Source organism: Enterobacter chuandaensis, assembly GCF_039718975.1.
GTDB lineage: Bacteria > Pseudomonadota > Gammaproteobacteria > Enterobacterales > Enterobacteriaceae > Enterobacter > Enterobacter chuandaensis.
Map to the genome: position 1 here is coordinate 3639950 of NZ_CP097173.1, position 21554 is coordinate 3661503.

At 56.2% G+C, this 21554-nt stretch carries 18 protein-coding genes and 5 tRNA genes; 9 read left to right on the forward strand and 14 right to left on the reverse strand.

What is annotated here, in order from left to right; genetic code table 11:
- Position 1 precedes the first annotated feature (1 nt).
- The 9 genes from nrdF (at position 2) to leuA (ending at position 11366) form a co-directional block, all read left to right on the forward strand.
- A complete protein-coding gene (gene nrdF, locus MX657_RS17505) occupies positions 2-961 on the forward strand; it encodes a class 1b ribonucleoside-diphosphate reductase subunit beta (protein WP_265195567.1) in 960 nt (319 codons plus the stop codon).
- A 333-nt stretch (positions 962-1294) separates the two neighbouring features.
- Positions 1295-2506 (forward strand): glycine betaine/L-proline ABC transporter ATP-binding protein ProV, encoded by a 1212-nt coding sequence (gene proV, locus MX657_RS17510; RefSeq protein ID WP_080330193.1) that lies wholly within the window; start codon positions 1295-1297, stop codon positions 2504-2506.
- The gene (gene proW, locus MX657_RS17515; RefSeq protein ID WP_119916181.1) at positions 2490-3554 is read left to right on the forward strand and encodes a glycine betaine/L-proline ABC transporter permease ProW; all 1065 of its coding nucleotides are present in this window, start codon (positions 2490-2492) and stop codon (positions 3552-3554) included. Before proV ends, proW begins: the two co-directional genes overlap by 17 nt.
- Positions 3555-3563: 9 nt before the next feature.
- Positions 3564-4559 (forward strand): glycine betaine/L-proline ABC transporter substrate-binding protein ProX, encoded by a 996-nt coding sequence (gene proX / locus MX657_RS17520; RefSeq protein ID WP_139784221.1) that lies wholly within the window; start codon positions 3564-3566, stop codon positions 4557-4559.
- A 159-nt stretch (positions 4560-4718) separates the two neighbouring features.
- Positions 4719-5903, forward strand: coding sequence for an MFS transporter (locus MX657_RS17525; protein WP_346806250.1), 1185 nt, complete (start codon positions 4719-4721; stop codon positions 5901-5903).
- Positions 5904-6218: 315 nt separating this feature from the next.
- On the forward strand, positions 6219-6749 hold the full coding sequence (gene mprA, locus MX657_RS17530) for a transcriptional repressor MprA (RefSeq protein ID WP_080330267.1): 531 nt from the start codon (positions 6219-6221) through the stop codon (positions 6747-6749).
- Between the two features lie 128 nt (positions 6750-6877).
- Positions 6878-8050, forward strand: a complete 1173-nt coding sequence (emrA, locus tag MX657_RS17535) for a multidrug efflux MFS transporter periplasmic adaptor subunit EmrA (RefSeq protein WP_346806251.1) — start codon at positions 6878-6880, stop codon at positions 8048-8050.
- Between the two features lie 16 nt (positions 8051-8066).
- Positions 8067-9614 (forward strand): multidrug efflux MFS transporter permease subunit EmrB, encoded by a 1548-nt coding sequence (gene emrB, locus MX657_RS17540; RefSeq protein ID WP_346806252.1) that lies wholly within the window; start codon positions 8067-8069, stop codon positions 9612-9614.
- A gap of 96 nt (positions 9615-9710) precedes the next feature.
- Positions 9711-11366, forward strand: coding sequence for a 2-isopropylmalate synthase (gene leuA, locus MX657_RS17545; RefSeq protein ID WP_346806253.1), 1656 nt, complete (start codon positions 9711-9713; stop codon positions 11364-11366).
- Here leuA and MX657_RS17550 read toward each other — a convergent pair.
- The 14 genes from MX657_RS17550 to recA all read right to left on the reverse strand — a co-directional run bounded on the left by MX657_RS17550 (position 11353) and on the right by recA (position 21525).
- On the reverse strand, positions 11353-12117 hold the full coding sequence (locus tag MX657_RS17550; protein ID WP_346806254.1) for an AraC family transcriptional regulator: 765 nt from the start codon (positions 12115-12117) through the stop codon (positions 11353-11355). The two genes, leuA and MX657_RS17550, sit on opposite strands and share 14 nt — an antisense overlap.
- A 54-nt stretch (positions 12118-12171) precedes the next feature.
- Positions 12172-12687 carry an S-ribosylhomocysteine lyase gene (gene luxS, locus MX657_RS17555; RefSeq protein ID WP_008499539.1) on the reverse strand — a complete coding sequence of 172 codons (516 nt, stop codon included), beginning with the start codon at positions 12685-12687 and terminating at the stop codon, positions 12172-12174.
- A 153-nt stretch (positions 12688-12840) separates the two neighbouring features.
- Positions 12841-14385 carry a glutamate--cysteine ligase gene (gene gshA, locus MX657_RS17560; protein WP_333017063.1) on the reverse strand — a complete coding sequence of 515 codons (1545 nt, stop codon included), beginning with the start codon at positions 14383-14385 and terminating at the stop codon, positions 12841-12843.
- Positions 14386-14468: 83 nt separating this feature from the next.
- Entirely contained in the window at positions 14469-14897 is a 429-nt protein-coding gene (locus MX657_RS17565) for a YqaA family protein (protein ID WP_008499541.1), read from the reverse strand.
- Positions 14894-15460 (reverse strand): fructose-1-phosphate/6-phosphogluconate phosphatase, encoded by a 567-nt coding sequence (gene yqaB / locus MX657_RS17570; protein WP_080330187.1) that lies wholly within the window; start codon positions 15458-15460, stop codon positions 14894-14896. The genes MX657_RS17565 and yqaB overlap by 4 nt, the downstream gene beginning before the upstream one ends.
- Positions 15461-15710: 250 nt before the next feature.
- Positions 15711-15787 (reverse strand) — tRNA-Arg (locus MX657_RS17575).
- Positions 15788-15948: 161 nt separating this feature from the next.
- A tRNA-Arg gene (locus tag MX657_RS17580) sits at positions 15949-16025 on the reverse strand.
- 29 nt (positions 16026-16054) lie between these two features.
- Positions 16055-16131: transfer RNA gene (locus MX657_RS17585), tRNA-Arg, on the reverse strand.
- Between the two features lie 64 nt (positions 16132-16195).
- Positions 16196-16272, reverse strand: a tRNA-Arg gene (locus MX657_RS17590).
- A 4-nt stretch (positions 16273-16276) separates the two neighbouring features.
- Positions 16277-16369 (reverse strand) — tRNA-Ser (locus MX657_RS17595).
- 342 nt (positions 16370-16711) lie between these two features.
- On the reverse strand, positions 16712-16897 hold the full coding sequence (csrA, locus tag MX657_RS17600) for a carbon storage regulator CsrA (protein WP_000906486.1): 186 nt from the start codon (positions 16895-16897) through the stop codon (positions 16712-16714).
- A 241-nt stretch (positions 16898-17138) separates the two neighbouring features.
- A complete protein-coding gene (alaS, locus tag MX657_RS17605) occupies positions 17139-19766 on the reverse strand; it encodes an alanine--tRNA ligase (protein WP_080330186.1) in 2628 nt (875 codons plus the stop codon).
- 131 nt (positions 19767-19897) lie between these two features.
- A complete protein-coding gene (gene recX, locus MX657_RS17610; RefSeq protein WP_346806255.1) occupies positions 19898-20398 on the reverse strand; it encodes a recombination regulator RecX in 501 nt (166 codons plus the stop codon).
- 68 nt (positions 20399-20466) lie between these two features.
- Positions 20467-21525: a recombinase RecA gene (gene recA, locus MX657_RS17615; RefSeq protein WP_028014189.1), complete on the reverse strand. Its 1059-nt coding sequence runs from the start codon at positions 21523-21525 to the stop codon at positions 20467-20469.
- Between the last annotated feature and the right edge of the window lie 29 nt (positions 21526-21554).

Consider the following 21554-nt stretch of genomic DNA (forward strand, 5'->3'; position numbering starts at 1 on the left):
GATGAAACTGTCACGCGTGAGTGCCGTTAACTGGAACAAAATCCAGGACGATAAAGACCTGGAGGTGTGGAACCGCCTGACCAGCAACTTCTGGCTGCCGGAAAAGGTGCCGCTCTCCAACGATATCCCTGCCTGGCAGACGCTGAGCCACGCCGAACAGCAGCTGACGATCCGCGTCTTTACCGGCCTGACGCTGCTGGATACCATTCAAAACACCGTCGGTGCGCCCGCACTGATGAGCGACGCGCTGACGCCGCACGAAGAGGCGGTGATGTCGAACATCAGCTTTATGGAGGCGGTACATGCCCGCTCCTACAGCTCGATTTTCTCAACGCTGTGCCAGACCAGAGACGTGGACGCGGCCTACGCATGGAGTGAAGAGAGCGAGTCATTGCAGCGCAAGGCGGAGCTGGTGCTGGAATATTACCGCGCAGACGAGCCGCTGAAGAAGAAGATCGCCAGCGTGTTCCTGGAATCCTTCCTCTTCTATTCCGGCTTCTGGCTGCCCATGTACTGGTCGAGCCGGGGCAAGCTCACCAACACCGCCGATTTGATTCGCCTCATCATTCGTGACGAGGCGGTGCACGGGTATTATATCGGCTATAAGTATCAGAAAGGGCTGGAGAAAGTCAGCCCGGAAAAACGCGAGGAACTCAAAGGTTTCGCCCTCGATTTGCTGATGGATCTGTACGACAACGAGCTGAGCTATACCGAAGAGCTGTACGCCGGAACGGGCTGGGAGGAGGACGTAAAAGCGTTCCTCTGCTACAACGCCAATAAGGCGCTGATGAACCTGGGCTACGACGCGCTATTCCCGCCGGAGATGGCGGAGGTAAACCCGGCAATCCTCGCGGCGCTGTCGCCCAATGCGGACGAAAATCACGATTTCTTCTCCGGGTCCGGATCGTCGTACGTGATGGGTAAAGCGGTGGAGACGGAAGATGAGGACTGGGATTTTTAATGTATGAATTAACGTTCATTAATTAAATATAAATCTCATTATTTCCATATCACTATTTCACCAGGCGCTACACTGTAATTTCCTCGTCATATTCGCCTGAATCACACCGATTCAGGCGAAATTTCCCGATGCAGCAGCAAAAAATTGAGAAAAATTCAATCCGCCCTCAGCCCTTTATTCATGGGAAATTCAGCCGTTTCGCTTGTGGCAAAATTCACGCTAATGGCGGACTCAGGGTTGTCTCAGATTCTCAGTATGTTAGGGTTATGCCCGTTAACAATTTACCATGGTAATCATATCGACATAAACAAATAACAGGACACTCTCTATTGCATGGCAATTAAATTAGAAGTGAAAAATCTTTATAAAGTATTTGGCGAGCATCCACAGCGCGCATTCAAATATATTGAGAAAGGCCTTTCGAAAGAGCAAATTCTGGAAAAAACCGGGCTATCGCTTGGCGTTAAAGACGCCAGTCTGGCCATTGAAGAAGGCGAGATTTTTGTCATCATGGGGTTATCCGGTTCGGGTAAATCCACTATGGTTCGCCTTCTCAATCGCCTGATTGAACCCACCCGCGGACAGGTGCTGATTGACGGCGTGGATATCGCCAGAATATCAGACGCAGAGCTTCGCGAGGTGCGCAGAAAGAAGATCGCAATGGTGTTTCAGTCATTCGCGCTGATGCCGCACATGACGGTGCTGGATAATACCGCCTTCGGCATGGAATTAGCCGGTACGCCCGCTCAGGAACGTCAGGAAAAAGCCCTTGATGCCCTGCGTCAGGTCGGGCTGGAGAATTATGCGCATGCGTACCCGGATGAACTTTCCGGGGGGATGCGTCAGCGCGTGGGATTAGCCCGCGCGTTAGCCATCAATCCAGACATATTATTAATGGATGAAGCCTTCTCGGCCCTCGATCCGTTAATTCGCACAGAGATGCAGGATGAGCTGGTAAAATTACAGGCCAGACATCAGCGAACTATTGTCTTTATTTCCCACGATTTAGATGAAGCCATGCGTATTGGCGACCGAATTGCCATTATGCAAAATGGCGAAGTGGTGCAGGTCGGCACGCCGGATGAAATTCTCAATAATCCGGCAAATGATTATGTCCGTACCTTCTTCCGCGGCGTGGATATTAGCCAGGTGTTTAGCGCCAAAGATATTGCCCGCCGAACCCCGAACGGCATTATCCGTAAAACCCCAGGCTTCGGCCCGCGCTCGGCGCTGAAGCTGCTGCAGGATGAAGACCGTGAATACGGTTATCTGGTTGAACGCGGCAATAAGTTTGTCGGCGTTGTCTCCATCGACTCCCTGAAAACCGCGCTTAGCGAAAGCCAGGGCATCGATGCGGCGTTAATTGACGCTCCGCTTGCCGTGGACGCCGAAACGCCGCTCAGCGAGTTGCTCTCCCACGTCGGCCAGGCGCCGTGCGCCGTGCCGGTCGTCGGTGAGGAACAACAGTACGTCGGCATCATCTCAAAACGGATGCTGCTGCAGGCTTTAGATCGCGAGGGGGCGAACAATGACCGATCAAACTAACCCGTGGGGGACCACAGAGGCAGCGGACAGCGCTGCGCAATCCGCCGACGCGTGGGGCTCCACGCCTGCACCCGCCGACGGTGGCGGCGCGGCAGACTGGCTGAACAGCGCACCCGCGCCTGCGCCAGAACACTTCAACATCATGGATCCGTTTCATAAAACGCTGATCCCGCTGGACAGCTGGGTCACGGAGGGGATCGACTGGGTGGTTACCCACTTCCGTCCGGTCTTCCAGGGGATCCGCGTCCCGGTGGATTATATCCTGAACGGCTTCCAGCAGCTGATGCTGGGCATGCCCGCGCCCGTAGCGATTATTCTGTTCTCCCTGATCGCCTGGCAGTTCGGTAGTGCGGGTATGGGCATCGCCACGCTCATCTCCCTGATTGCCATCGGCGCGATTGGCGCCTGGTCACAGGCGATGATCACCCTGGCGCTGGTGCTGACCGCCCTGCTCTTTTGCATTGTCATCGGCCTGCCGATGGGGATCTGGCTGGCGCGCAGCCCGCGGGCGGCGAAGATTATTCGCCCGCTGCTGGATGCGATGCAGACCACCCCGGCATTCGTCTATCTGGTGCCTATCGTGATGCTGTTCGGCATCGGCAACGTGCCGGGCGTGGTGGTCACCATTATCTTCGCCCTGCCACCGATTATTCGTCTGACCATTCTCGGGATCAACCAGGTGCCTGCGGACCTGATTGAAGCGTCACGCTCGTTCGGCGCCAGCCCGCGCCAGATGCTGTTTAAGGTTCAGCTCCCGCTGGCGATGCCGACCATCATGGCGGGCGTTAACCAGACGCTGATGCTGGCCCTGTCGATGGTCGTCATCGCCTCAATGATCGCCGTTGGCGGTCTCGGCCAGATGGTGCTGCGCGGCATTGGCCGTCTCGACATGGGGCTGGCCACCGTCGGCGGCGTCGGGATTGTGATCCTCGCCATTATTCTTGACCGCCTGACCCAGGCCGTCGGTCGTGATTCACGCAGTCGCGGCAACCGTCGCTGGTATACCACCGGCCCCGTCGGGTTACTCACCCGCCCATTTACAAAATAAGGAACAACGATGCGACAGAGCGTACTTTTTGCTACCGCGTTTGCCACCCTTGTCTCCACCAGCGCGTTTGCCGCTGACCTGCCGGGCAAAGGCATTACCGTGCAGCCGGTGCAAAGCACCATTTCGGAAGAGAGCTTCCAGACCCTGATCGTCAGCCGCGCGCTGGAGAAGCTGGGCTATACGGTCAACACCCCGAGCGAAGTGGATTACAACGTGGGCTACACCTCGATTGCCTCCGGTGACGCCACCTTTACCGCGGTGAACTGGCAGCCGCTGCATGACGACATGTATGCCGCCGCCGGTGGCGACAAGAAATTCTACCGCGAAGGCACCTTCGTGACCGGTGCGGCACAGGGTTATCTGATCGACAAGAAAACCGCGGATAAATACCACATCACCAATATTGAACAGCTGAAAGATCCGAAGATCGCCAGACTGTTCGACACCAACGGCGACGGCAAAGCGGACATGATGGGCTGTTCTCCGGGCTGGGGCTGTGAAGCGGTGATTAATCATCAGAACAAAGCCTTCGACCTGGCGAAGACCGTCGACGTAAGCCACGGCAACTACTCGGCGATGATGGCCGACACCATTGCCCGCTTTAAGGAAGGCAAGCCGGTGATCTACTACACCTGGACACCGTACTGGGTGAGCGACGTGCTGAAGCCGGGCAAAGACGTGGTGTGGCTGCAGGTGCCGTTCTCCTCCCTGCCGGGCGAGCAGAAAGATATCGACACCAAACTGCCGAACGGCATGAACTACGGTTTCCCGGTAAACACCATGCACATCGTGGCTAACAAAGCCTGGGCCGAGAAAAACCCGGCAGCGGCGAAGCTGTTCTCGGTGATGAAGCTGCCGCTGGCGGACATCAACGCCCAGAATGCGATGATGCACGCGGGCAAATCCTCTGAAGCGGATGTGAAAGGCCACGTGGACGGCTGGATCAAAGCCCACCAGCAGCAGTTCGACGGCTGGGTGAAAGAGGCGCTTGAGGCGCAGAAGTAAAAACACAACACAACCTTACCCCTCCCCCCTTTGGGGAGAGGGTTAGGGTGAGGGGCATAAACCGCACAATCCAGCACGTAACAATCCCCCAACATTCACAATCATTGGTTATTATGGTTTCCGGAAAAATAATCACTTAACTAATGATTTCTGAAACCAATGACAAAAACAACTCAAGGGCTTAGCCCCGCACTTATCCTTTTAATGTCCGTGGCAACGGGTCTGGCGGTCGCCAGCAACTATTACGCGCAGCCTCTGCTCGACACCATCGCCCGCGCGTTCAATCTCTCCGCCAGCTCCGCAGGCTTTATCGTCACCGCTGCACAGCTTGGCTATGCCGCCGGGCTGCTGTTCCTGGTGCCGCTCGGCGATATGTTTGAGCGCCGGATGCTGATCGTCTCTATGACCCTGCTGGCAGCTGGCGGCATGTTGATCACCGCCAGCAGCCAGTCGCTGACGATGATGATAGTCGGTACCGCGCTAACGGGGCTGTTCTCCGTGGTGGCGCAAATCCTGGTTCCGCTCGCCGCAACGCTCGCCTCGCCGGAAAAACGCGGCAAGGTGGTGGGCACCATTATGAGCGGCCTGCTGCTCGGAATTCTGCTGGCGCGAACCGTTGCCGGGCTGCTGGCAAGCCTCGGCGGCTGGCGCACCGTTTACTGGGTGGCGAGCGTGTTGATGGTCATCATGGCGCTGGCGCTGTGGCGCGGGCTGCCGAAGGTAAAGCAGGAAAACCACCTGAATTACCCGCAACTGCTGGCCTCGGTTTTCAGCCTGTTCACCGAGGATAAGCTTCTGCGTACCCGCGCCCTTCTCGGGTGCTTCACCTTCGCTAACTTCAGCATTCTGTGGACGTCAATGGCGTTCCTGCTGGCCGCGCCGCCGTTCAATTATTCCGAAGGGGTGATTGGACTGTTCGGCCTGGCCGGTGCCGCAGGCGCACTGGGCGCTCGCCCGGCAGGCGGGCTGGCTGATAAAGGCAAATCGCATATGACCACGACAGCCGGACTGATTTTACTCCTGCTCTCCTGGGCAGCCATCTGGTATGGACACGTCTCGGTGCTGGCGCTGATCGTCGGTATTCTGGTGCTCGACCTGACCGTACAGGGCGTGCATATCACCAACCAGACCGTGATTTACCGCGTGAAGCCCGAGGCGCGTAACCGTCTGACGGCCGGATACATGACCAGCTACTTCATTGGTGGTGCGGCGGGGTCGTTAATTTCAGCATCGGCGTGGCAGCATGCTGGCTGGTCAGGCGTGTGTGGGATAGGGGCAATCGTCGCCGCGCTTAACCTGCTTGTATGGTGGCGCGGCTACCATCGCCAGGAGGCGATTCACTAAGTTTTACATTGCTTTGGGCCTCTTAGGGTGTAAAGGGGCCCTGCAGTCTGTTAATGTAAACGCAATCATTTATCCCAGAAATTTTAATGTGGGTGACATATCTACAATTGGCATGAATAGTTCAGACCCCCGTCCCCACATCCTCTCTTCAGCGGGTTTATACCCTACGCTTTCTGTGCTCACCGGGTCACGGATTTACCCGGCGCTCTCTGATGGTGACATACGTTTGGCGGATATAACCGCACAAATAATTCATTTACATTATTTGTCACTGTCGTTACTATATCGGCTGTAATTAATGAGGTTATGCCCAAAATGGATAGTTCGTTTACGCCCATTGAACAAATGCTTAAATTCCGCGCCAGTCGTCATGAGGACTTCCCGTATCAGGAAATCCTGCTGACCCGCCTGTGCATGCACATGCAGGGTAAGCTGCTGGAAAATCGTAATAAAATGCTGAAAGCTCAAGGGATTAACGAGACGTTGTTTATGGCGTTGATTACGCTGGAGTCTCAGGAAAATCACAGTATTCAGCCTTCTGAGCTGAGCTGCGCGCTGGGATCGTCCCGTACCAATGCGACCCGTATTGCCGATGAGCTGGAAAAGCGCGGCTGGATTGAGCGCCGCGAGAGCGACAACGATCGCCGCTGCCTGCATCTGCAACTGACCGAAAAAGGTCACCAGTTCCTGCGCGAGGTGCTGCCACCTCAGCATAATTGCCTGCACAAACTGTGGTCTGCCCTCAGCCCTGCCGAGCGCGACCAGCTTGAGCATATTACTCGCAAGCTGCTCACCCGTCTGGACCAGATGGATGAAGACGGCGCCGTTCTTGAGGCGCTGCGCTAACGCGACGACACGCTCAACAATCCAGATTTAAAAAAGAAAACCGACAGGCCAGCACGTCACACTGCTGGCCTTTCTGACAACAGGTCGGCTCAGCCGATGTGAAAATAAGAAGATCGTGGAGAACAACAATGAGCGCAAATGCGGAGAGCACTACCCCGCAGCAACCGGTCAACAAGAAAGGCAAACGTAAGAGCGCCCTTCTTCTGTTGACCTTGCTCTTTATTATTATTGCCGTGGCATATGGGATCTATTGGTTTTTAGTATTGCGTCATGCAGAAGAGACTGACGACGCCTACGTGGCAGGGAACCAGGTACAGATTATGGCGCAGGTGTCGGGCAGCGTGACGAAAGTCTGGGCTGACAATACCGACTTTGTGCAAAAAGGCGATGTGTTGGTGACCCTCGATCCGACCGACGCCCAGCAGGCCTTTGAGAAAGCCCAGACCGCGCTGGCCTCCAGCGTCCGTCAGACCCGCCAGCTGATGATCAACAGTAAACAGCTGCAGGCCAACATCGACGTGCAGAAAACCGCACTCGCGCAGGCGCAGAGCGACCTGAACCGCCGTGTACCGCTCGGCACCGCCAACCTGATTGGCCGTGAAGAGCTGCAGCACGCGCGCGACGCGGTTGCCAGTGCCCAGGCACAGCTGGACGTGGCGATTCAACAGTACAACGCCAACCAGGCGATGGTGCTCGGCACCAGCCTCGAAAACCAGCCCGCCGTTCAGCAGGCGGCGACTGAAGTACGCAACGCATGGCTTGCCCTGCAGCGTACCAAAATCGTCAGCCCGATGACCGGCTACGTCTCCCGCCGTTCCGTCCAGCCAGGGGCGCAGATTAGCCCGACCACGCCGCTGATGGCGGTCGTGCCGGCAGACAACCTGTGGGTAGACGCTAACTTTAAAGAGACGCAGCTCGCCCATATGCGTATCGGCCAGACCGCGACGGTCGTCAGCGACATCTACGGCGATGACGTGAAGTACACCGGGAAAGTGGTGGGTCTGGATATGGGGACGGGCAGCGCCTTCTCCCTGCTCCCTGCGCAAAACGCCACCGGTAACTGGATCAAAGTGGTTCAGCGTCTGCCCGTGCGTATCGAGCTGGATGCCAAACAGCTGGCGGATCACCCACTGCGTATCGGCCTCTCAACGCTGGTGACGGTCGATACCGCTAACCGCGACGGTCAGATCCTCGCAAGCCAGGTGCGTAGCAGCCCGGCTTATGAAAGTAACGCCCGTGAAATTAGCCTCGATCCGGTCAACAAGCTGATCGATGACATCGTGAAGGCAAACGCCGGTTAATCCGAGGGTGAGCGTTATGCAACAGCAAAAGCCGCAAAAACCGCTGGAAGGCGCGCAGCTGGTCATTATGACCATCGCGCTGTCGCTGGCGACATTCATGCAGGTGCTGGACTCCACCATCGCAAACGTGGCGATCCCAACCATCGCCGGCAACCTTGGCTCGTCGCTGAGCCAGGGAACCTGGGTCATTACCTCGTTCGGGGTGGCGAACGCCATCTCCATCCCTATCACCGGCTGGCTGGCGAAGCGCGTCGGTGAGGTGAAGCTATTCCTCTGGTCCACGGTAGCGTTTGTTCTTGCCTCCTGGGCGTGCGGCATGTCCAGCAGCCTGACGATGCTGATTTTCTTCCGCGTCATTCAGGGGATTGTCGCCGGGCCGCTGATCCCGCTGTCGCAGAGTTTGCTGCTGAGCAACTACCCCCCAGCAAAACGTTCGGTCGCGCTGGCGCTGTGGTCTATGACCGTTATCGTCGCGCCTATCTGCGGACCGATTCTGGGCGGGTATATCAGCGATAACTACCACTGGGGCTGGATCTTCTTTATCAACGTACCGATTGGCGCCGTCGTGGTATTGATGACGCTGCAGTCGCTGCGGGGACGAGAGACGCGCACCGAACAGCGGCGAATCGACAGCATCGGGCTGGCGCTGCTGATCCTGGGCATCGGCAGCCTGCAGATTATGCTCGACCGCGGTAAAGAGCTCGACTGGTTCAACTCGCAGGAAATCATCATCCTGACCATTGTCGCGGTGGTGTCGATAAGCTTCCTGATTGTCTGGGAGCTGACGGACGATAACCCGATTGTCGATCTCTCGCTCTTTAAATCGCGAAACTTCACCATCGGCTGCCTGTGTATCAGCCTCGCCTATATGCTCTACTTCGGCGCGATTGTTCTGCTGCCGCAGCTGTTGCAGGAGGTGTATGGCTATACCGCGACCTGGGCGGGACTGGCCTCGGCGCCCGTTGGGGTGATCCCGGTACTGCTGTCGCCGATTATTGGCCGCTTCGCCCACAAGCTCGACATGCGTCGGCTGGTGACGTTCAGCTTCATCATGTACGCCGTGTGCTTCTACTGGCGCGCGTATACCTTTGAGCCGGGAATGGACTTTGGCGCCTCGGCGTGGCCGCAGTTCATTCAGGGCTTTGCGGTGGCGTGCTTCTTTATGCCGCTGACCACCATTACGCTCTCTGGCCTGCCGCCTGAGCGTCTGGCGGCGGCATCAAGCCTGTCGAACTTCACCCGTACGCTGGCGGGCTCCATCGGGACGTCGATCACCACCACCCTGTGGACCAACCGTGAATCGATGCACCACGCCCAACTGACCGAAGCGGTGAACCCGTACAATCCGAACGCCCAGCAGATGTACAGTCAGCTTCAGGGCATGGGGATGACGGAGCAGCAGGCATCCGGCTGGATTGCCCAGCAGATCACCAATCAGGGGTTGATTATCTCGGCAAACGAGATTTTCTGGATATCGGCAGGGATCTTCATCGTCCTGCTGGGGCTGGTGTGGTTTGCCAGACCGCCGTTTGGCGCCGGTGGCGGCAGCGGTGGGGCGCACTAATTCGCGTTGTCCAGAACGCGACAGCGATTGTCAGTTTCGATAAAGCAGCGCTCCTGAAATCACTTCACGATAGTGAAAAGACAACAGGAGCGCATCATGCTGAACACACCCGCCGACAAATACCAGCCTTATCCCACCGTTTCATTGCCCGACCGCCGCTGGCCGGAGCAGACCATCACCCGCGCGCCGCGCTGGCTTTCGACCGACTTACGCGACGGTAACCAGGCGCTTGCTGAGCCGATGGACAGCGCCCGCAAGCTTCAGTTCTGGGATCTGCTGCTGGGCTGCGGATTCAAAGAGATCGAGGTCGCTTTTCCTTCCGCCTCGCAGACGGATTTCAACTTTGTTCGTCAGCTGATTGAAGAGAACCGCATCCCCGATGACGTCACGATTCAGGTGTTAACGCAGGCGCGGGAAGATCTCATCCGTCGCACTTTTGAATCCCTGCGCGGCGCGAAGCAGGCCACCGTTCATCTGTATAACGCCACCGCCCCGCTGTTCCGCCGCCTGGTGTTCGGCATGGAAAAAGCACAAATCGTTGAGCTGGCGACGCGCGCCACGCGCCTGATTCGTCAACTGTGTGAAGAGAACCCTGACACCCGCTGGCAGTACGAGTACTCCCCGGAAACCTTCTGCTTTACCGAGCCGGAGTTTGCGCTGGAGATTTGTGAAGCCGTGGCGGAGATCTGGCAGCCGTGCGATGCGCGGCCCATGGTGATCAACTTACCCGCTACCGTCGAGGTTAGTACGCCCAACGTCTACGCCGACCAGATCGAGTATTTCTGCCGCCACTTCAGCCGCCGCCGCGACGTGTGCATCAGCGTGCATCCGCATAACGACCGCGGCACCGGCGTCGCCAGCGCGGAGCTGGCAGTGATGGCAGGTGCAGACCGCGTTGAAGGCTGCCTGTTTGGCAACGGCGAGCGCACGGGCAACGTCTGTCTGGTGACGCTGGCGATGAACCTTTACAGCCAGGGCGTTAGCCCGAACCTGGATTTCAGCGACATGAACCGGGTGGTGGAAGTGGTGGAAGCCTGCAACCAGCTGCCGGTGCACTCACGTCATCCGTGGGCGGGTCGGCTGGCGTATACCGCCTTCTCCGGCTCGCACCAGGACGCGATCAAAAAAGGCTTTGATGCCCGTAAGCCTGACGATCGCTGGGAGATGCCCTATCTGCCCGTCGATCCGCAGGATATCGGCTGCACCTACGAAGCGGTGATCCGCGTGAACAGCCAGTCAGGAAAAAGCGGCAGCGCATGGCTTATCGAGCAAAATCATGGGCTGAAACTGCCCCGTGCCCTGCAGCAGGATTTCAGCCAGCACGTGCAACAGGAAACCGATAGCCACGGAAAAGAGATGACGCAGAATGCGCTGTGGCAACTGTTCCGCACCCGCTATGGGCTGGTAACCACGCCGCAGTTTGCGCTGCAATCCTACCACAGCGACGGCCAGCAGGACGGCCAGCTGCGCTTAACGGCAAGCATCTATACGCAGGGGGGAGCGCGCCAACTGGAGGGCCAGGGCAACGGTCTGCTCTCCGCCGCCGCTCAGGGCTTAAGCCGCTGGGTTAACGCGCCGTTTGTGATTAAGGATTATCACGAACATACGTTAGGCGAACGCAGCGACAGCCGCTCGGTGGCCTATATTCGCTGTCTGTTCCAGGACGGTACCAGCCGCTGGGGCGTGGGCATCGACAGCGACGTGGCGCGCGCGTCGCTTCAGGCGCTGCTTAACGCCGTCAGTCGTTCTTAAAGTAATCGCTGGGTGAAGTTCCCATCACCCGGCGGAACATCGCCGTAAAGGCGCTGTGGCTGCCATAACCCAGATCCAGCGCCACGCGTAATACCGGCTGGCCCTGCGCCAGCCGTACTAAAGCTTCCAGCAGTCGCGCCCTTCTCACCCACTCGCTATAGCTCACGCCCGTCTGCTGCTGAAAATGGCGGTTCAGCGTGCGTTCGCTCATCCCTACAATGTCTGCGGCCTGCGCACTGCTCCAGCTTTCTCCCGAGGACTGTCGAATCTGCTGGCAGAGGTGGCGCAGCGCTTCACTTTCCGGCTCGGGAAGGTAAAACGGCAGTGCCGGCATGAGACGAATTTCATCGAGGATCAGCTCATAAACCCGTTCATCGCGGCTACCGGGTGCGTAAGATTCCGGCAGCGTCAGGGAGGTAAGGATCAGCTCGCGCAACAGCGGTGAGATCTGCACGATCTGACAGGTCGCCGGGAGATCGGCGCGCGCCAGCGGATCGATGAACAACGTTCGCGCTGCGACGTTGCCGGTGATACGAAGCGAGTGCTGTGTCCTCGCCGGTAGCCAGACGCCGCGCCCGGGAGGAACAACCCAACATCCTGATGCAGTATCGACCCGCACCACGCCAGTCAGGCTGTGCAGCAGCTGCGCGCAGTCGTGCTGATGCCACGGCTCGCTGTCGCCGTGAACGTAATCATGGGCAAACGGAACGAGGGGACGATGGGTAAAGGAGAAGGTTGCGGTTGTGGTCATGGGGTTAAACCACCCTCACCCTACCCTCTCCCTGAGGGAGAGGGAAAAGGTGCACTAGATGTGCAGTTCCTGCAGTTTTTCTTTTGGCAGGGCCAGCTCTTCGTTGCTGTTCACGCGAACGTCACGCTCGATGATGTGACGCGCGATCTCCTGCGCTTCTTCCAGAGAGTGCATCTGGTAAGTGCCGCACTGGTAAACGTTCAGCTCAGGGATCTGGTTCTGCTCTTTCACTTTCAGCACGTCTTCCATCGCCGCTTTCCACGCATCGGCAACGCGTTTCTCTTCAGGCTGGCCAATCAGGCTCATGTAGAAACCGGTACGGCAGCCCATCGGGGAGATATCGATGATCTCAACGCCGTTGCCGTTCAGGTGGTCACGCATGAAACCCGCGAACAGGTGTTCCAGGGTATGAATGCCTTTCTCTGGCATCACTTCTTTATTCGGCACACAGAAACGCAGATCGAAGACGGTGATCGTGTCGCCGTGCGGGGTGTGCATGGTCTTCGCCACGCGAACTGCAGGTGCTTCCATACGGGTATGGTCGACAGTAAAGCTATCTAATAACGGCATACGTCACCTCCGATAGTGATTTTTTTTAAAATAAACTGAACTCTTCTACAGAATGCACGTCTGAGTATATGAAAGACGCGCATTTGTTATCATCATCCCTGAATTCAGAGATGTATATTTTGGCCACAGCGATGTGGCCTTTTTCTTTTCTGCTTAAGACTGCTTCGCCAGAAACGCCTCAAACGACTCTGTATCCGCCGCTTCAACCTCTTTCTGACGCACCACGGACGCCTCGCGTTCCGCGATAAAATCCGCCTCGCTCAGGATCGCTAACGGCTCATGCATCAGCATCTCACGGTACTCCGCTGAGAGTGAACGCCCCGTACCGCCAATCCCCTGCTCGATCATGGAACGCAGAATACGCGCTGAGAACGTCAGTTCCGGGTTATCGAAGCATTCCACCAGCTGGTCGCAAATCTGTTGGTATGCGTCACCGCCGTCGATGCTGTCCATTGTCCGGGCAACACGCTTCAGGTCGTGGAACAGATCTTTACCCACCTTGGCCAGCGGGAACTGCGCCGTTTCACAACCAATACCTAACGTCAGGCCAGGCTTGCGCCCTTCCAGGATCACGCGGTTCCAGTTGGTGCGCGTACAGAGCAGTTCGTCTGAGCTCATTTCCGGCGCATCCGCCAGCGCGCACCAGACCATAAACAGATCCAGGAAGCGCACCTGCTGCTCGTCAACGCCAATCGGCGAGAACGGGTTGATATCCAGCGAGCGTACTTCAATATATTCAATGCCGCCGCGCTGCAGCGCATCCGACGGCGTTTCACCGCTGCGCGTCACGCGCTTCGGACGAATTGGCGCATACAGCTCATTTTCAATCTGCAGCACATTGCTGTTGATTTGCAGGCGCTTGCCGTCTTTTTCGAGGCCGATTTTCTCGTACTCTTCCGACGGGGTTTTGATCGCCCGCTTCAATCCTGCCACATATTCGTGCAATTCGTTAAACGTAATACCGAGATTGCTTTGCGATTTATTGGTATAGCCCAGATCGCTCATGCGCAGAGAGGTCGCATACGGGAGATAGTACATTCCGCACTCGGTTTTTTCGAACGGCAGCGTGGTCGGTTTCCCCTGCAGGAACGATGAGCAGATTGCCGGAGACGCGCCAAACAGGTACGGAATCACCCAGCCGAAACGGTAATAGTTGCGGATCAAACGGAAGTATCCCGCGGAGATCGCTTCTTTATCCGTATCTCCCCCTTTCGCCTGCCAGAACGCCATCGGCAAAGAGAAATTGTAGTGCACGCCAGAGATCGTCTGCATCAGTGCGCCGTAGCGATTTTTCAGACCTTCGCGATAGAGCGTTTTCAGCCGGCCAATGTTTGACGTGCCGTACTGCGCCAGCTCAATCTCCTGGCCCTGCTCGATATAACACGGCATGCTGAGCGGCCACATACGCTCATCGCCGAGATTGCGCGCGGTGTAGCGATGGATGTCGCGCATAATCGTCAGCATATGATCAATATCGCCGTCCACCGGCGTGATGAACTCCAGCAGCGCTTCAGCGAAATCGGTTGTGATCCATTTATGTGTCAGCGCCGAGCCTAACGCCTTCGGGTGACCCGTCGTCGCTAAGCTACCGTCCGCGTTAACGCGCAGCGTTTCACGCTCGAGACCACGCTGAATACCCTTCAGAGCCTGAGGGTGGTTTTCCAGCCAGGCCAGCGCCTGAGATACGTCCGGGATCAAATTGACCTCCCGCCTGTCAAAGTAATGTTACTCAGCATAATTGTAATGGTTGACGATTGAAGGTCGCGTATTCATTCCACCAATTAGTGCCACCACGTCATACCCTGTAGTGTTGCCCACGCCACGAGAACATAGCGCAACGCCTTGCCAAGGCACAAAAAAAAGAGCACCGGTCCCCAGGAGATGCGCATCCATCCCGCCAGCAGACACAGTAAATCGCCTATTACAGGCATCCAGCTTAATAACAGCGTGGCAGCGCCATAGCGTTTTAGCCAGCCGACTGCCTTTTCCTGCCAGCGCGATTTTTCACGCAGCGGAAAGAAACGCCCAAGAATAACGTTAGTCAGCCCTCCAAGGCTATTACCCATTGTTGCTATTAATACCAGTAGCCAGGGCTGACTCACGCCGGACAACAGCATCGCCACCAGCACCACTTCCGAATTTCCCGGTAACAGCGTGGCGCTTAAAAAACTGCTGGCGAATAATGAGGCAAGTGACAGTGCGTCACTCACAGTAAGCGCACATCCACCGCCGCCATTCCGGCATCACGTGCGGCCTGAATGCCGAAGTCGGCGTCTTCAAACACGACGCATTTTGCTGCCGGGACGCCCATTAATTCTGCGCAGAGCAGGAAGGTGTCCGGTGCGGGCTTGTGATTTTTAACATGATCGGCGGCCACCACGGCAGAAAAATAGTGGCGCAGGCCAAGATGGTTGAGCAACGCTTCCGCTATCGCGCTCTCGCTGCCCGTCCCGACAGACATAGGACGACGCCCGTGCCACTCTTTGACGACGTCAATGAGCGGTAAAGGCTGCACGGTGTCTAACAGTATGGCTTTCACCGCGTCGGTTTTTTCACGCGCGAGCTGGTGCGGGTCGAGATCGGCCTGATTCAGTTCAATTACGGCCTGCGCAATACGCCAGGTAGGGGATCCGTTGAGGGCAATCATCGCCTGAAGGTCGAAACGCATGCCGTAGCGACCCAGGACCTCGGTCCAGGCTTGACGATGCGTGGGTTCAGTATCCAGGATGGTGCCATCCATGTCGAAGATCAAACCGTCATACTGTGCGTACATCGTGCTCTCGCTAAACGATTAACAAAGCATTACTTTATCGTAAAAGGTGGTTTTTGTCGCTGACTGAGAGTGTGATTGCTGACGGAACGTCGAAGGAATAAACAAAGAAGGAGAATATGGTGCATCCGGGAGGATTACTCGGCTTACGCCTCGCCCTGCGGGCCGTTGCTAAAGCAACGTTATCCTCCCTGGTGCTTGCGATTAACTCGCAGACCTTAAAACAACAGCATCGCTGTTATCCAGGAGAATATGGTGCATCCGGGAGGATTCGAACCTCCGACCGCTCGGTTCGTAGCCGAGTACTCTATCCAGCTGAGCTACGGATGCATCGGGGAAATGCTTTTAGAAACAGTAAATGGTGCATCCGGGAGGATTACTCGGCTGCGCCTCGCCCTTCGGGCCGTTGCTAAAGCAACGTTATCCTCCCTGGTGCTTGCGATTAACTCGCAGACCTTAAAACAACGACATCGCTGTTATCTCGGAGAATATGGTGCATCCGGGAGGATTCGAACCTCCGACCGCTCGGTTCGTAGCCGAGTACTCTATCCAGCTGAGCTACGGATGCATCAGGGAACTGCTTTCAGAAATAGTAAATGGTGCATCCGGGAGGATTCGAACCTCCGACCGCTCGGTTCGTAGCCGAGTACTCTATCCAGCTGAGCTACGGATGCATCGGGATTTACTACTGTACTGCTCGATATTCATATCACTTCGAAAGCAATATGAAGTAATAGATGGTGCATCCGGGAGGATTCGAACCTCCGACCGCTCGGTTCGTAGCCGAGTACTCTATCCAGCTGAGCTACGGATGCAAAATGGCGGTGAGGCGGGGATTCGAACCCCGGATGCAGCTTTTGACCGCATACTCCCTTAGCAGGGGAGCGCCTTCAGCCTCTCGGCCACCTCACCACACAACGCCTCTTTCGAGTGCTTCGAGTCACTCGTTAAGAGCTTCTCGTCGCTGCGTGGCGCATATATTACTTTCTGGGACTTATAAGTCAAACAATTTTCCAAAAGCTTTTATCGTTTGCACAAATCGCACGCAATTCGCATGTAAAAGCCGCAAAGAGGGTGTTTTATAAGCGGATTTTGCAGGCATCTTCACAGAAAACATCTGCCGAAATGGCGGCGTAAGGGCGAGTTTAGGGTAACAGAGTGGTTAAAAAGAGAGCGTTTGAAATTAAACGGTAACGTTGAGCAGGAAAAATAGCGGGAGGGTTGCGTCTCGCCCGACAGCGAGACGCGACAATATCAGTAACTGGACTGCTGGGATTTTTCAGCCTGGATACGCTGGTAGATCTCTTCACGGTGGACAGATACTTCTTTAGGAGCGTTAACACCAATACGTACCTGGTTACCCTTTACCCCTAAAACTGTCACGGTGACCTCATCCCCAATCATGAGGGTCTCACCAACTCGACGAGTCAGAATCAGCATTCTTTGCTCCTTGAAAGATTAAAAGAGTCGGGTCTCTTGTATCCCGGCATTATCCATCATATAACGCCAAAAAGTAAGCGATGACAAACACGTAATGTGTAAGCAGTCACGGCATCACATTCTGTTAAACGTAAGTTTAGCCGATATACACAAACTCAACCTGACTTTATCGTTATCGATAGCGCAGTGAGCAAGACGCCATAACGTTACCGTTATGGCGTCTGCTTGTGCTTTGTAGTTATTACAGTTTCGCGCTCACCCAGCTTTCAACGCTGGCCAAAGCTTGCGGAAGTGCCGCCGCATCCGTACCACCGGCTTGCGCCATGTCCGGACGACCGCCCCCCTTGCCGCCCACCTGCTGGGCGACCATACCAATCAGTTCCCCTGCTTTTACGCGGTCGGTCACATCCTTAGAGACGCCCGCAATCAGAGAAACCTTACCTTCTGCCACCGTCGCCAGCACGATAACCGTAGAACCAAGCTGGTTCTTGAGATCGTCGACCATAGTACGCAGCATCTTAGGCTCCACGCCCGCCAGATCGCTGACCAGCAGTTTGACGCCCTTAATGTCTACCGCTTTGCTGGAGAGGTTCGCACTCTCCTGCGCTGCAGCCTGTTCTTTCATCTGCTGGAGTTCTTTTTCCAGCTGACGGGTGCGATCCAGCGCAACACGCACTTTCTCGCCCAGGTTCTGGCTATCGCCTTTCAGCAACTGCGCGATGTCGTGCAATTGGTCGCTCTGCGCATGCAGGCTGGCGATTGCGCCTTCACCGGTCACCGCTTCGATACGACGCACGCCTGCAGCCGTACCGGATTCAGAAACGATGCGGAACAGGCCAATGTCACCGGTGCGCGAGGCGTGAGTACCACCGCACAGCTCGGTAGAGAAGTCGCCCATGCTCAGCACGCGTACGCGCTCGTCATATTTCTCGCCAAACAGCGCCATCGCACCTTTTTTCTTCGCGTCCTCGAGATCCATGATATGGGTCTCAATTGGCAGGTTACGACGGATCTGCGCGTTCACCAGATCTTCCACCGCGCGGATTTCAGACGGCTTCATCGCTTCAAAATGCGAGAAGTCGAAGCGCAGCACTTTATCGTTTACCAGAGAACCTTTCTGTGCAACGTGGGTGCCCAGCACGTCGCGCAGGGCTGCGTGCATCAGGTGGGTTGCAGAGTGGTTCAGACGAATGCGCGCGCGGCGGGCTTCATCAACGTTAGCCTGTACGCCTTCGCCCACTTTCAGAGAACCGGAAACCAGTTTGCCCTGGTGACCGATCGCCTGACCGTATTTCTGGGTATCGCTTACGCTGAAGCTAAAGCCGTTGCCTTTCAGTTCGCCTTTATCGCCAACCTGACCGCCGGATTCCGCATAGAATGGCGTTTTGTCCAGAATGACGACGGCTTCCTGACCCGCGCTGATGCTGTCTACGGCTTTACCGTCAACAAACAGGGCGGTGACTTTGCCGGTCAGTTCCAGCGCTTCATAACCTTTGAATTCAGACGCGCTATCAACGCGGATCATCGCATTGTAGTCTGCACCGAAGCCGCTGGATTCACGCGCACGACGACGCTGCTCTTCCATCGCGGCTTCAAAGCCTGCTTCGTCAACTTTGATGTTGCGCTCGCGGCAGACGTCCGCCGTCAGGTCAACCGGGAAGCCGTAGGTGTCGTACAGGCGGAAAGCGGTTTCGCCATCCAGCGTGTCGCCCTTAAGCTTCGCCAGCTCTTCGTCCAGCAGCGCCAGACCGCGCTCCAGCGTACGCGCAAACTGCTCTTCTTCGGTTTTCAGAACCTGTTCAACCTGCGCCTGCTGGCGTTTCAGTTCGTCGCCGGCTGAACCCATCACGCCAATCAGTGGCCCAACAAGTTTATAGAAGAAGGTATCCTTCGCGCCCAGCATGTTGCCATGACGGATAGCACGACGAATGATACGGCGCAGCACGTAGCCACGGTTTTCATTCGACGGGATAACGCCGTCGGCAATCAGGAATGCACAGGAACGAATATGGTCTGCGATAACGCGCAGCGATTTGTTGTTCAGATCGGTCGCGCCGGTCACTTCTGCAACGGCTTTGATCAGGGTGCTGAACAGGTCAATTTCGTAGTTGGAGTTAACGTGCTGCAGTACTGCGGCGATACGCTCCAGACCCATACCGGTATCAACGGACGGTTTCGGCAGTGGCTCCATGGTGCCATCAGCCTGACGGTTGAACTGCATGAAGACGATGTTCCAGATCTCAATATAGCGATCGCCGTCTTCTTCAGGGCTACCTGGAGGGCCGCCCCAGATATGGTCGCCGTGATCGTAGAAGATCTCGGTGCACGGACCGCAAGGACCGGTGTCACCCATCTGCCAGAAGTTGTCAGACGCGTATGGCGCGCCTTTGTTATCACCGATGCGAATAATACGCTCGCGCGGGATACCCACTTCTTTTTCCCAGATTTCAAACGCTTCATCATCGGTTTCGTAGACGGTCACCCACAGACGCTCTTTCGGCAGGTTGAACCAGTTTTCACCGGTCAGCAGTTCCCACGCGTATTGAATGGCATCGTGTTTGAAATAGTCGCCGAAGCTGAAGTTACCCAGCATTTCGAAGAAGGTGTGGTGGCGCGCGGTGTAACCGACGTTTTCCAGGTCGTTGTGTTTACCGCCCGCACGCACGCAACGCTGTGAGGTTGTAGCGCGGGAATAATTACGCTTGTCGAGACCAAGGAACACATCCTTGAACTGGTTCATCCCGGCGTTGGTAAACAGTAAAGTCGGGTCGTTGTTCGGTACCAGGGAGCTGCTGGCAACAACCTGGTGTCCCTTACTATGGAAAAAGTCGAGAAACGCCTGACGGATCTCAGCGGTGCTCTTGCTCATAATTATCCTGAAATCAAGCTAACGAAATGTCGTAGCCAGCCTGTACCGCTAAACCGTTGGACAGACCAGCTACTGGAAAAAGTGGGAATAAGATAAGTTTTCTTGGGTGGGAAGTAAAATCCCGCATGCGTTCAATCGGCAAAATTACGCCAGATATCCTGAATATCTTCCATCAGAAAGCCGCGGTAGAGCAAAAAGCGCTGGATTTTAACTTTTTCTGAAAATTCACGCGGCAGCGGTTCGCCGTATTTACGGATAGCCTGCTCTTTTGCCCGCTCGCACCAGTCAGTGTCGCTTTCGCGCATCGCTTTTTCGATGGATTCCCTGGCTACCCCTTTCTGGTTCAGCTCCTGGCGGATGCGCGCAGGGCCGTAGCCTTTGCGGCCGCGGCTGGCGAGAAAACGCAAGGCGAAGCGGTCATCGTCCAGGTAATGATGCTCATAGCACCAGGCCACCACACGGTCGTAGTCTTCCGCAGTGGCATCAATCTCTTCTGGTCCGTTTTTGCCCATGACGGGCGCTGACAGCTTCCGCCGCAGCTCCTGTTCGCTATGGTCGCGCACGGCGAGAATGCGTACCGCACGGTCCAGCAAGCGCGCGTAGGCGGGTCGGCGTGATGTCGGTTCACTCATAAAAAACCTGCAGAATCAGAAATGCAAAAAGGGCCGCGTCAGCAGCCCTTCATTTTTATACGAGAGACTTAAAAGTCTTCGTTGGTTTCTTCAGCATCCGCGGCATCCACCACGAAATCAGGTTTGGAGTCCTGGTTGTTCAGCAGAAGCTCACGCACCTTCTTCTCAATCTCTTTCGCCGCAGCCGGGTTCTCTTTCAGCCAGGAGATAGCATTCGCTTTACCCTGACCAATCTTGTCACCGTTGTAGCTGTACCAGGCGCCCGCTTTTTCAATCAGCTTCTCTTTCACGCCCAGGTCAACCAGCTCGCCGAGGAAGTTGATACCTTCACCGTAGAGGATCTGGAATTCAGCCTGTTTGAACGGTGCTGCGATTTTGTTCTTCACAACCTTCACGCGGGTTTCGCTACCGACCACGTTCTCGCCCTCTTTTACCGCGCCGATACGGCGGATATCCAGACGGACAGAGGCGTAGAATTTCAGCGCGTTACCACCGGTAGTGGTTTCCGGGTTACCGAACATCACACCAATTTTCATACGGATCTGGTTGATGAAGATCAGCAGCGTGTTGGACTGCTTCAGGTTACCGGCCAGCTTACGCATCGCCTGGCTCATCATACGTGCCGCGAGGCCCATGTGAGAGTCACCGATTTCACCTTCGATTTCCGCTTTTGGCGTCAGCGCCGCAACGGAGTCGACGATGATCACGTCAACCGCACCGGAGCGTGCCAGCGCGTCACAAATTTCCAGCGCCTGCTCGCCGGTGTCCGGCTGGGAACACAGCAGGTTGTCGATATCAACACCCAGCTTACGGGCATACACCGGATCCAGCGCGTGCTCGGCATCGATAAACGCACAGGTTTTACCTTCGCGCTGCGCCGCTGCAACAACCTGCAGGGTCAGGGTGGTTTTACCTGAGGATTCCGGCCCGTAGATTTCTACGATACGGCCCATTGGCAAACCGCCAGCGCCCAGTGCGATATCCAGAGAAAGCGAACCGGTGGAGATAGTTTCCACATCCATGGAACGGTCTTCACCCAGGCGCATGATGGAGCCTTTACCGAATTGCTTTTCGATCTGGCCCAGTGCTGCCGCCAACGCTTTCTGTTTGTTTTCGTCGATAGCCATTATTACTCCTGTCATGCCGGGAGAAGCAA

Excerpts from the sequence above, each read along its gene's own strand:
- nrdF (WP_265195567.1), top strand. The coding sequence starts at position 2 with ATGAAACTGTCACGCGTGAGTGCCGTTAACTGGAACAAAATCCAGGAC.
- proV (WP_080330193.1), top strand. The coding sequence starts at position 1,295 with ATGGCAATTAAATTAGAAGTGAAAAATCTTTATAAAGTATTTGGCGAG.
- proW (WP_119916181.1), top strand. The coding sequence starts at position 2,490 with ATGACCGATCAAACTAACCCGTGGGGGACCACAGAGGCAGCGGACAGC.
- proX (WP_139784221.1), top strand. The coding sequence starts at position 3,564 with ATGCGACAGAGCGTACTTTTTGCTACCGCGTTTGCCACCCTTGTCTCC.
- MX657_RS17525 (WP_346806250.1), top strand. The coding sequence starts at position 4,719 with ATGACAAAAACAACTCAAGGGCTTAGCCCCGCACTTATCCTTTTAATG.
- mprA (WP_080330267.1), top strand. The coding sequence starts at position 6,219 with ATGGATAGTTCGTTTACGCCCATTGAACAAATGCTTAAATTCCGCGCC.
- emrA (WP_346806251.1), top strand. The coding sequence starts at position 6,878 with ATGAGCGCAAATGCGGAGAGCACTACCCCGCAGCAACCGGTCAACAAG.
- emrB (WP_346806252.1), top strand. The coding sequence starts at position 8,067 with ATGCAACAGCAAAAGCCGCAAAAACCGCTGGAAGGCGCGCAGCTGGTC.
- leuA (WP_346806253.1), top strand. The coding sequence starts at position 9,711 with ATGCTGAACACACCCGCCGACAAATACCAGCCTTATCCCACCGTTTCA.
- MX657_RS17550 (WP_346806254.1), bottom strand. The coding sequence starts at position 12,117 with ATGACCACAACCGCAACCTTCTCCTTTACCCATCGTCCCCTCGTTCCG.
- luxS (WP_008499539.1), bottom strand. The coding sequence starts at position 12,687 with ATGCCGTTATTAGATAGCTTTACTGTCGACCATACCCGTATGGAAGCA.
- yqaB (WP_080330187.1), bottom strand. The coding sequence starts at position 15,460 with ATGTACGCACAGTATGACGGTTTGATCTTCGACATGGATGGCACCATC.
- csrA (WP_000906486.1), bottom strand. The coding sequence starts at position 16,897 with ATGCTGATTCTGACTCGTCGAGTTGGTGAGACCCTCATGATTGGGGAT.
- alaS (WP_080330186.1), bottom strand. The coding sequence starts at position 19,766 with ATGAGCAAGAGCACCGCTGAGATCCGTCAGGCGTTTCTCGACTTTTTC.
- recX (WP_346806255.1), bottom strand. The coding sequence starts at position 20,398 with ATGAGTGAACCGACATCACGCCGACCCGCCTACGCGCGCTTGCTGGAC.
- recA (WP_028014189.1), bottom strand. The coding sequence starts at position 21,525 with ATGGCTATCGACGAAAACAAACAGAAAGCGTTGGCGGCAGCACTGGGC.